Origin of the sequence: Rickettsia endosymbiont of Halotydeus destructor (genome assembly GCF_049278075.1) — a bacterium.
GTDB lineage: Bacteria > Pseudomonadota > Alphaproteobacteria > Rickettsiales > Rickettsiaceae > Rickettsia.
Map to the genome: position 1 here is coordinate 1 of NZ_JAPNPB010000009.1, position 11,049 is coordinate 11,049.

An 11,049-nucleotide genomic window follows, 5' to 3' on the forward strand; every position below is an offset into this window, starting at 1 on the left:
ACTAAAATAGATTAATTTAAATTTTGTTCACAGAGCCTAGATGACACCATACTTAACCATATAAATTAAAACATGAAAAAAATTATCACTAGATTTGCTCCTTCACCAACCGGTATGTTACATGTCGGTAATAGCAGAGCCGCTCTTATTAATTGGCTTTATGCCAGGAAAAATAATGGAAAATTTATTTTAAGATTTGATGATACCGATCTTGAGCGTAGTCGTAAAGAGTATAAGGAAGCTATCATAGAAGATTTGAAATTTTTAAATATCGATTGGGATCAAACATTTAATCAGTTGAGTCGGTTAGATAGATATGAGGAAGTAAAAAAAATACTGATAGAAAAAAAACGATTATATCCTTGTTTTGAAACGCCTGAAGAGTTGGAATTAAAGCGTAAATTTCAATTATCAAAAGGTATGCCGCCGATTTATGACCGGGCTGCTTTAAATTTAACTGAAGAACAAACCCTAAAATATCAGACACAAGGCAGGAAACCACATTATAGATTTTTAATAAATCATGCGCCGATAAGTTGGCACGACATGGTTAAAGACGAAGTAAAATATGAAGGTAAGTCTTTAAGCGATCCGATAGTTATCAGAGGAGATAGTAGTATGACTTATATGTTATGTTCTACCATTGATGATATCGACTATAAAATTAGTCATATTATTAGGGGAGAAGATCATGTAAGTAATACTGCTATTCAAATTCAGATGTTTGAAGCTTTAGAAGCAGAAATACCTACGTTTGGACATTTAAGCTTAATTATTAACCGCGCAGAGAAAATTTCTAAAAGAATAGGAGGGTTTGAAATTGCCACTCTCCGAGATAAAGAAGGCTTTGAATCAATGACTATTGCTAGCTTTTTTAGTTTACTTGGTTCATCGACGCAAATTTTGCCGTTTAAAACTATGAAAGAGTTAGTAAAGCAATTTGATATAAATAACTTTTCTAAAAGCCCGACTATTTATCAGCCAGAAGATTTAGAGCGGTTAAATCATAAATTACTTATAAATTTAAATTTTGAGGAAGTAAAAATTCGTCTTGCAGAAATCGGAGCTGAGTATATTGATGAAAATTTTTGGTTATCGGTGCGACCTAATTTACAAAAGCTTCTTAATGTAAAAGAATGGTGGGCTATTTGTCATGAATCGCCAAACGTGCAAAATTTAGATAAACAATATTTAGCACAAGCCGTAGAATTATTACCGGAAGGAGGATTAACTACTACTAGCTGGAGCATTTGGACAAAGAAAATTGCTGAAATAACTGGCAGAAAAGGTAAGGAGTTGTTTTTGCCGCTACGCCTTGCGTTAACGGGTAAAGAGTCAGGTCCTGAAATGGCAAATATTTTACCACTAATTGAGCGTGCGGAGATTATTAAGCGATTAAGCTAGTTTGTGCTCTGGTGTAACGGCATTAAACGTCATGGCAAGAAAGCCATTGCCCGTGTGGATCGGAATCGTTACAAAAATACCGTCATTGCGAGGAGGGACGTAGTCTCAACGTGGTAATCTAAGAAAAAAAGTATTTAGATTGCCTCGCTTCGCTCGCAATGACGGTGAGAGACTTAGATTGCCGCGTCGTTGCTATCGCAACTCCTCGCAATGACGGCTAAAATTCGAGTTACAGTTATTATAATACCTTCAGCTTAAAAAGCATCAAGAAGCTTATAGAAGAGGTTATTATGAGCAACAGAGAGTACCACTTCTAACCCAATTAGAATAATAATAATCCATTCAAGTTTAGTAGAATGTTTATAATTAAGGTCGTTCGAAAGAATATCTAATAATTCATGAATCATATTTAAGCGGTGATTCATAATATTCTGCCGTACCTGAATATCCTGAAATTCTGCAGTCATTAAATATAACGGTTCATAACTTGGCCGACGCCAAAAAAATTCTGGAGTATCAAGTATATCGCTATGCAGACTAATGGAATATCGTTCATTGAATAATATCCCTATTTGCTGTAATATTTCTTTTTTTGACAAAGATACGCTACCTGTACGTGCTAATTCTTGCTGAATAGGAGTTGTTTGAACGATTAAGTTACTTACAGATTTCTCTAAAACGCTTAGTTTTACCGATTGAGCAAGAGCATGGGAAATTGAAAGCTTTACAAAGGTTGATTTATCAGCAAGGATAATTTTATTTTGTTCTTCATCAATAAATGTTTTTTCTGCTTCCTCATTATACTCACAATAAATGAAATCAGATACCGGTTCACTTATTCTATTTATTGCAATTAATTCTATGTCATTTAAAATAATTTTTTCTTGACTTTCGTCCGCTCCCCAAATGGTAAGGCACCCAAAAGGAAAAAAGAAAATATCTATATAACCCGAATCTTTACTTCTTTGCTTTTGAACATATAAGACATCATCAAAATGTTGTGGTTCAAGACCGATTTTGTTTAAATTTGCAACTAAATCTTTCATATTATATTCAGAGGCCGTGCAATAAGAAGAGCATCTCATGATATTTAAATTATTGTATAGATAATTATTGAATGGTTAAAGTATAGTAGTTATAAAGCTATAAAGTCAATAACATTATAAATATGCATGAAATATTAAAAAATAGATCGATTATTGAAATTATTGGTAAAGATTCAGTAAAATTTTTGCAAAACCTTACAACTAACGATCTTAAAGCAACTAATTATTGTTATACTTATATGCTAAATAACCAGGGTAAGTATTTATTTGATTTTTTTGCTTTTGCTCCTTCGCTTGAGCAGGTTTTTATTGATATCAATAAAAATAATAAAGAAGCATTTATAAATCATCTAATTTTTTATAAATTGCGTTCTAAAATAGAAATAAAGGATTTGAGCAATGTTTATCAAGTAATTTATTCTCATAATAAGATAGCTACTTCTGAATCATTAATTACTATTTGTGATCCTCGAGGTATATTCTTAGGATTTCGTTCAATAATTAATAAAGCCGTAGATTTAAAGCAAAATATTACTACCGAAAAACTATATTTGGAAGATAAATATAAATTTTCAATTATTGATGGTTATGAAGATTTAATCCCTAATAAATCTATTCCTATTGAATATGGAGCGGAAGAATTAAACGCTATCAGTTACAATAAAGGTTGTTATGTTGGACAAGAAATTATTTCTAGGGCAAAATATCAAGGCGTTATTAGAAAAAAAATATTTAAAGTTTCTGCAGAAAGAGATTTATCTAATTTAATAAAAGAAGATGAGGTTTTTGCAGGGGAAGATAAGATTGGGGTAATATGTTCGGCTTATAAAAATAAAGCGATTGCTTTGATTAGAGAGGAAAAATATATTACTAACAAAGATTTAGAAATTAAAGTAAAAGATATTAATATTAAATTATCATTGCCATTATGGTATTATTAAAGCGTTATGGTTATCAAGTAATATGTCATACTTATATTCAAATATAGATATTATTATCTTCATCGGCTTTTTAGTTATTAATATAGTAATAGCTCTACTTAATATCAAAGGAATAAAAAATCTTCGGGAATATGCTATAGGAAAAAGAAATTTTTCCACCGGTACTATAGTTGCAACGCTTATTGCTACTTGGATCGGTACTAGTAGTTTTTTAATGGATAGCTCACAAATCTATACAAAAGGGTTGTTTTATCTTATACCTAGTATAGTCGGTGGTGTAGTTAGCTGGTTATTAATTAGTTACTTTTTAGCTCCCCGTATGGAAAGATTTTTAGGAGCGCTGTCGGTAGCGGAAATAATGGGCGAGGTATATGGAAATAAAGTTCGAGTTATTACGTCCGTAGCAAGTATATTAACGGTTATCGGCAAGATTGCTATGCAATTTCATGTGGCTAGCCTAATATTAGAGTTATTTTTTAGTATTTCAAGTTTTTATGTAAATTTATTAATTGCTATTGTAATAATAAATTATTCAGTTTTTGGCGGGATAAGATCAGTAACTTTTACCGAGATGGTACAATTTTTTACTTATAGTGCTGTTATACCGGTGATAGGAATAATTGCCTGGAATGTGTTTAGCGATCCAAATATTACAGCTAATTCGGTTGTACAAAACCATATAATTAATTTTCACGAGTTATATAGTTATAAAAATTCTAAATTTTGGGTATCAGTAAGTATTTTTGTCTATTTTTCTATTCCTGCATTAGGGCCATCAATTTTTCAGCGAATTTTAATAGCGAAAGATACAAAGCAGATATCTAGCGCTTTTTTTATTGCTTCTATAATATGTTTCTGTTTATCTGGGCTAGTTATTTGGATCGCTATGTTGTTACTGTCTCAAGCGCCGAATATTGAACCAAACATATTATTTTTAAAATTTATTAAAGGTTATACGGGATTTAAAGGGTTAATAGTTGGTGGGATTATGGCAATGATAATCGCAAGTACTAATTCCTATATTAATGCTGCAACCGTGACTTTTTCAAACGATATAGCTAAGAAATCTTCGTTAGCTTTTTCTTATATTATCGCTGTTATTATTGGTATATCAGGTTTTATTTTATCATTTTATACAAAAAATTTAGTAAATTTATTTTTGATAGTAAGCAGTTTTTATGTGCTATTAATTACTATGCCGTTAATTTTATTAATATTTGGTTTTCGCTCTACCGCTAAATCCTTTTTTATCGGCATGATTGCTGCAGTAATAACTATCCTATTATGGTATTTATTTTCTATAAGAGATATTACCGGTATTTACGCAGTATTACCTGCAACTTTAGTAAATTTGGTATTTTTTGTAGGCAGTCATTATTTTCTTAAACAGTCCGGAGGGTTTAATTCTTTTGAGATGCCTTCGGCTTTGAAAATGTTAAGGTTAGAAAGAAAACACCGATTAATACGATTATATTGTTTAACAAAAACGTTTAATATTTTTAAATTTTGGCAAAATACGCTACCGAATCAAGAAATTACCTATACATATGTTGGAGTATTTATTATTGCGTCTATTTTTTCTTCTTTATATACTACTCCTGCCGGTAAAATACAAAATCATCTAGAGATATATAATTTTATTTATCACTCTGTGCTTGCCGTTTCAACGATTCTTATAACTTATCCATTATGGCCTTTAAAATTTAAAAAGAAAAATATTATAGCATTTTTCTGGTTTATCGGCATGTTTGTTATCTTAATATTTTTTAGTAGTTTACTCGTTATTGCTAGTAATTTTTATAAAGTACAATTGATGATTTTCATGATTAACTTGATAATAGTTGCTACCTTATTTAGATGGCATATTACTTTAATTATGACTATAAGTGGCGTTATTGTCAGTGTTAAATTTTATAAATATTTTATGGGAGAAAATTTATTAATTAATGAAGATAATTTACAATCCAAAATAATATATTTACTTACCTTATTCAGTAGCCTTTTAATAATTTTTTTAAAACCTAAACAAGAACAACATCAATTAATTAAATCGCAAAATAATCATTTAGAAACACAAGTAATTTATAAAGAAGAAGAGTTGCAAAAATTATTAGATTTGAAACATGAGTTTTTACGAAATATAAATCATGAAATCCATACTCCTTTAACTGGTATTATATCTTTAGGCGAAATTTTATGGGAAAAATATGATATATTTAATGAGAAACAGCGACGAGCTGCAGTAGAAATAATTGCTAAAAGCTCCACTAGGCTAAATAGTTTAATGAATAATATCTTGGATTTTTCTAAATTATCAACCCTTAGTTATAATTTGAATAAAGAAGATTTAAATATAAGCGAGCTTTTATATGAGAGAATTAAGATTTGTAGTAAGTTATATTTAAATAATAAAGAATTAAGTTTTGTTTTTGATACTGATAATAACATAATATTTAATTGCGATCGTCATTATATTAAACATACATTTGATAATTTAATTATTAATGCAATCACTTATAGTAATGAGGGTATTATAAAAATTACTCTACAAAAAACTGATAACAGAATTTTTTTTAAGATAAAAGATAATGGAATAGGTGTGCCAAAAAAGGAATTAAAAAATATATTTGGCGTCTTTGTCGTTAGCTCAAAAACTCGTACTTCCGCTGGAGGAAGAGGGGTGGGGCTTGCTTTATGTAAAAAGGTAATAGAATTACATAATGGTAAAATTTGGGCAGAAAATGATAGCAAAGGTAAGACTAGTTTTATTTTCACTTTGCCGTATTAGTTGTTTGTCAAGGTGTTGTTGTATGGATCGATTTTACCTCGTCATTGCGAGGAGCTGAGCTGTGTGGCAACCTCTCTTAAATTTTATGAGATTGCTTCGTCGGCATAAATGCCTTTTCGCAATGACGGAGTAGAAAAGCCTGGATTCCCGTTTTCACGGGAATGACAGCGGAGCCCTGCAACAATATAATGAGAGAACCCTGAAACTATGATATTTAACAAAGAAACAGACTTTATTTCTATTATAGCGCCTTCTTCGGGTTGCTATGATGCTGAAGATAAGCTAGAAGAAGCAAGAAAGATATTATTAGAGCAGGGGTTTAAAGTTTTAGTAGACGATAAAATTTTTACCAAAGCTTCAGACGAATTACCTTTTTTCGTGGCTCCTAAAACTGAACGGCTAAGAATGTTTAAAGAAGCAATGGAAAATCCTGAAGTTAAAATTATTTGGGCTTTTCGTGGGGGTTATGGTTGTAGTGAATTTGTAGAGGATTGTTTTGATATAAAAATGATAGAGAATAAAATCCTAATAGGCTACAGTGATATAACTATTTTGCATTTATTACTAAATCAACATTATAATATACCCAGTATTCACGGCTCAGTTTTAACATCTTTATTGCCTCCTAATAATCAAAATATTCAAGAGATAATTAATATACTTAAGGGCAAAGATAGTAAAATAGCACTTACGCCAATTAATAAAACTGACGAAAATAATATAGTAGGGAAGATCAGTGGGGGTAATTTGACCGTTCTAACTAAAATGATTGGAACAAAGCTCCATCCTCAAACTGATGAAAAAATATTAATATTAGAAGACGTTAATGAAAAAGGTTATGCTATTCATCGTAATTTAATGCAGCTAAAAAATGCCAAAATATTTGATAATGTTAAAGCTATAATTTTTGGTGATTTCACTAATAGCGATAGAAATGAAACAATTTCTATAGAAGCTTTTTGTCATAATCATATCCCGCAATTGTCAACATATCATGTTTTAGGAATTGGTCACGGTCAGGTAAATCATCCTTTTATAATGAATCATGAGGCTGTAATAAAAGATAATTATCTTAACTTTACTAGTCCATTTAATGTATCGATAGTTAAATGAAACAACTTATTAAAATAGGTACTAGAAAAAGCCCTTTAGCTTTAATGCAAACTAATTTAGTGATTGAGCAAATAAAAGCTAATTTTCCTGATATAGATTGTGAAATAATTCCTATCGTAACCAGTGGAGATTTAATTCAGGATAAAGCTCTTTATGATATCGGCGGTAAGGCTTTGTTTTTAAAGGAAATAGAACAGGCGTTGCTGGATAAAAAAATAGACTTAGCTGTTCATTCTTTGAAGGACGTACCCGGGAGAATACCGCAGGGGTTAATAATTGCTGCCGTATTAGAACGCGAAGACCCGCGGGATGTTCTAATTTGCGAACATTATAAATCGATCGAAGAATTACCGCAAGGTGCAACAATAGGAACATCAGCAGTAAGAAGAAAAGCGTTTTTGCAGGCATTAAGACCAGATTTACAAATAGTAACCTTTAGGGGGAATGTAGATTCAAGAATTAAAAAATTGCTAAATAAAGAAGTTGACGCAACTATTTTAGCTTATGCAGGGCTTGCAAGGCTCTCATGCTTTAACCTTAAATATTGTCATTTAATAGATACTGCGCAAATGCTACCTGCTATAGGGCAGGGAGCTATTGCAGTAGAAACTTTGGAAGAAAATTACGAAATACTTAAGATAGGTAATAAAATCAATCATTTACCGACTTCGGAATTAATTAAGTCTGAGCGAGCTTTTTTAGAATATTTAGATGCAAATTGTCGTACCCCCGTAGCTGCTTATTCTAGCTATGTAGGGATAGGAAAAATTAAAACTGATTATATGCTAGGTAGTTTAGACGGTAGTAAAATGGTTTTTCACACCGAAATTGCTCCTATAGAAAACTCTAGAGAATCAGGAATAAAAGTAGCAAAAACAATGCTTTCTAATCTCTCAACATCCTTCTAAGGACGTTATCTTTTCTAATAAAGTGATGATAAAAAGCAGCTAGGATATGAAAAATAATCAGAGCAGAGAATAGAAAGGCACAAGTTTTATGGATGGTATTAAAAATTTTTGCGGCTTGAATATTTTGCATGAAGGATTTAATAGTAAATAATCCGTAAAAATCAATATCATGGTTTGCAAGAATTGACATAAGAAAGCCGCTAACAGGCATAACTAGCATTAAGATATATAATAAATTGATATTAAGGTTGGCAGCTTTTTTTTGCCAATTCGGTAAATCATCAGGTAAGAGGACGGAATCGTTATAAAATTTCCATAACAATCTTACTATTACCAAAGATAATACTAATGTGCCTGTTGCTTTATGAAAAGCATATAGCTCCCATTTTTGAGGTTGATCGGCAAGGTTAGTCATAACAAAACCGGCAATTAGCAGCATAATAATGATAACGCTCATTATCCAATGAAAAAGTTTTGTAACTAAGCCGTAAGAATTTTCGGTATTGGTAATTAACATTCTAATGCTCCTTTGAACTATTATACATTATCATGCCGTGACTTGGATCGGCGTTGTTGCATGGCTCTCCATGTCATTCCCGCGAAGGCGTTAATCATTGTGTTTTTGATAAAATAAACATACAAAAACTGAATCATATGTTTTCTGGATCCCCGCCTACGCGGGGATGACATAAAGGCTAATTTTCCAGCCATGCAACAAAGCCGATCAAGTTACGGCGTGACACCTACCGAATACTTTTTTCAAACCGTACAAACAAAGCCTAATTACCTACTGCTTCATCTATAATCTTTTCAGCTTCCTGACCGTTACAATTTTCCTTATCATTTAATACTAAATTAGCCTCTTTTAGATCATCTCCAATATGCTCTGTTCTTCCTTTTAAAATTTTAGCTAAAAACTGCTCGGCAAGAGCATAGTAAGATATCCTATTACCAGGTTTTCCAAAGCCATGCCCTTCGTCTTTATAAAGTGCATAAACTACTGGTATATGCTTTGCTTTCATGGCATTAACGATTTGCTCGGATTCGGCTTGTGCTACTCTAACATCGTGAGCGCCTTGTGCTATAAATAAAGGTTTTTTAATATTATCAACAAAGTTTATCGGTGATCTTTGTCTTAAGAACTCTCTTTCTTCTTCGGTATCCCAGGGACCAATTCTAGTTTTATAAATACTTAAGATAGGAGTAATATAAGGAGCTTTAGATTGTACATGAGTTAGTAAATTAGACATACCGACAACATCGACTCCGCAAGCAAACACGTCCGGTGTCATGGTAAGGCCGACAAGTGTTGCATATCCACCGTAACTACCGCCCATTATTGCTACTTTATCAGAATCGACTATATTATTCTTAATAGCCCAATTAACACCGACAATTAAATCATCATGCATTTTACCAGCATATTCTAAATTTCCGGCATTTAAGAAATCCTTACCAAAACCTGTAGAACCACGGTAATTAATACTTAAAACTGCGTAACCACGATTTGCAAGCCATTGATGTTCAGGATCATACCCCCAGCTATCACGCGCCCAAGGTCCACCATGAACATTAATTATTAGCGGTACTTTTTTATCGGGAATATTATTGCTATCAAGCTTTACGTCATTTGGAAAAGTAATATAGCTTACTAAATCTAAACCGTCACGTGACTTAATAATTACCGGAATCATTTTAGCAAGATTATATTGCTCTAATTCTTTGCGGTTAGTAAATAAAAATTCTGCTTTTTGGTTAGCACGATCATATTTATAAAATTTTACAGGTGCATTATCGCTATTAAAAGCTATAATCCAAGTTTTATCGTCAAGCGTACGACTATTAATAATTAAATCGCCACGATCAAGAGCTTGCAGATATTTAATATCCTCTTCAATATCCTTATCTAATATTTTACATGATGTTCTATCATAATCTATAGATACTGCTTGCGGAGTCTGTTTGGTAGGATGCACGGCAAATAAGCCTATATCGGCTTTTGCATCTTCGGCTAATATTTCTTCACTGCCTGTAGCTAGTGTTATAGCTTTAAGTGCAGAAGTATTGCGGTTACGTCCCTCTAACATATAAAGAATTTCACCGCTAGCATCAAAACCAAGTATAGAAGTATTAAACGAATCCTCCATCGAGATTTTAGTAAATAACTCTGGTTCCCCGTCTTTTAATTCGTAATATTCAACCGCTCCGTCTTTATCTAGTAAGCTACCGAACCTTAAATTTAAATTTTCATCGGCTACATAATCAGTAAATCTATCGTTTTTATAAATCAGTTCTTTTTCTAGAGTATCTAGGTTTAATTTATAAATATCGAAATATTCAGGATTACGCTCATTTAAATATATTAATATTTCGTTTGGCTTTTTGTAACTTACTCCGGCTATACCGGCTTTAACGCCTCTTTCAGGAGTAAGTAACTTTGTTTCTTTTGTTTCTATATTATAGCTATAGATTCGGTCATTTTCATCCCCGTTAAAATCTTGAGTATATAGGATATTCTTATTGTTATAAGCTTTAGCGTAAGACCGAATACCACGACCTTTATCATGCGTTATCGCTTCGGCTTTGCTAATATCATCTGCAGGTGCCATCCAAATATTTAAAACGCCGTCTTTTGGCGCAACATACAAAATATACTTACCGTCATGAGTCATTGAAACCCTAGCTTTATCAGGATTACCGAATAAAACTTCACGAGGGATTATTTGATTGTTATCCGTTATCGTTTGTTTTTGAAACATAAAAATACCGACACTTATTATTAATATAGTGCCTATAATATAGAAAATTTTGTTCATTACTAATAGTTTAATTAAATGATTTATTCGGTG

8 protein-coding genes are annotated in these 11,049 nt (G+C 31.9%); 5 read left to right on the forward strand and 3 right to left on the reverse strand.

The window, feature by feature from the left end; genetic code table 11:
• The first annotated feature begins 72 nt into the window (after positions 1 to 72).
• A complete protein-coding gene (gene gltX / locus OTR29_RS06325) occupies positions 73 to 1,404 on the forward strand; it encodes a glutamate--tRNA ligase (protein WP_422230098.1) in 1,332 nt (443 codons plus the stop codon).
• Positions 1,405 to 1,658: 254 nt separating this feature from the next.
• On the opposite strand, the gene OTR29_RS06330 is transcribed toward gltX, so the two are convergent.
• Positions 1,659 to 2,450, reverse strand: coding sequence for an RMD1 family protein (locus OTR29_RS06330; RefSeq protein WP_422230100.1), 792 nt, complete (start codon positions 2,448 to 2,450; stop codon positions 1,659 to 1,661).
• A gap of 122 nt (positions 2,451 to 2,572) precedes the next feature.
• Here OTR29_RS06330 and ygfZ point away from each other — a divergent pair, with 122 nt between their 5' ends.
• The 4 genes from ygfZ (at position 2,573) to hemC (ending at position 8,200) form a co-directional block, all read left to right on the forward strand.
• Positions 2,573 to 3,391, forward strand: coding sequence for a CAF17-like 4Fe-4S cluster assembly/insertion protein YgfZ (ygfZ, locus tag OTR29_RS06335; RefSeq protein WP_422230102.1), 819 nt, complete (start codon positions 2,573 to 2,575; stop codon positions 3,389 to 3,391).
• Between the two features lie 22 nt (positions 3,392 to 3,413).
• Positions 3,414 to 6,179 carry a sodium:solute symporter family transporter gene (locus OTR29_RS06340; RefSeq protein WP_422230104.1) on the forward strand — a complete coding sequence of 922 codons (2,766 nt, stop codon included), beginning with the start codon at positions 3,414 to 3,416 and terminating at the stop codon, positions 6,177 to 6,179.
• Between the two features lie 207 nt (positions 6,180 to 6,386).
• Positions 6,387 to 7,292, forward strand: a complete 906-nt coding sequence (locus OTR29_RS06345; RefSeq protein WP_422230106.1) for an LD-carboxypeptidase — start codon at positions 6,387 to 6,389, stop codon at positions 7,290 to 7,292.
• Positions 7,289 to 8,200, forward strand: a complete 912-nt coding sequence (gene hemC / locus OTR29_RS06350) for a hydroxymethylbilane synthase (RefSeq protein WP_422230108.1) — start codon at positions 7,289 to 7,291, stop codon at positions 8,198 to 8,200. The genes OTR29_RS06345 and hemC overlap by 4 nt, the downstream gene beginning before the upstream one ends.
• On the opposite strand, the gene OTR29_RS06355 is transcribed toward hemC, so the two are convergent.
• Positions 8,178 to 8,717, reverse strand: coding sequence for a cytochrome b (locus OTR29_RS06355; protein ID WP_422230110.1), 540 nt, complete (start codon positions 8,715 to 8,717; stop codon positions 8,178 to 8,180). The genes hemC and OTR29_RS06355 overlap by 23 nt on opposite strands.
• Before the next feature lie 262 nt (positions 8,718 to 8,979).
• Positions 8,980 to 11,016 (reverse strand): S9 family peptidase, encoded by a 2,037-nt coding sequence (locus OTR29_RS06360; RefSeq protein ID WP_422230111.1) that lies wholly within the window; start codon positions 11,014 to 11,016, stop codon positions 8,980 to 8,982.
• Positions 11,017 to 11,049: the final 33 nt, after the last annotated feature.

Excerpts from the sequence above, each read along its gene's own strand:
- gltX (WP_422230098.1), top strand. The coding sequence starts at position 73 with ATGAAAAAAATTATCACTAGATTTGCTCCTTCACCAACCGGTATGTTA.
- OTR29_RS06345 (WP_422230106.1), top strand. The coding sequence starts at position 6,387 with ATGATATTTAACAAAGAAACAGACTTTATTTCTATTATAGCGCCTTCT.
- OTR29_RS06360 (WP_422230111.1), bottom strand. The coding sequence starts at position 11,016 with ATGAACAAAATTTTCTATATTATAGGCACTATATTAATAATAAGTGTC.
- ygfZ (WP_422230102.1), top strand. The coding sequence starts at position 2,573 with ATGCATGAAATATTAAAAAATAGATCGATTATTGAAATTATTGGTAAA.
- OTR29_RS06330 (WP_422230100.1), bottom strand. The coding sequence starts at position 2,450 with ATGAAAGATTTAGTTGCAAATTTAAACAAAATCGGTCTTGAACCACAA.
- OTR29_RS06340 (WP_422230104.1), top strand. The coding sequence starts at position 3,414 with ATGTCATACTTATATTCAAATATAGATATTATTATCTTCATCGGCTTT.
- hemC (WP_422230108.1), top strand. The coding sequence starts at position 7,289 with ATGAAACAACTTATTAAAATAGGTACTAGAAAAAGCCCTTTAGCTTTA.
- OTR29_RS06355 (WP_422230110.1), bottom strand. The coding sequence starts at position 8,717 with ATGTTAATTACCAATACCGAAAATTCTTACGGCTTAGTTACAAAACTT.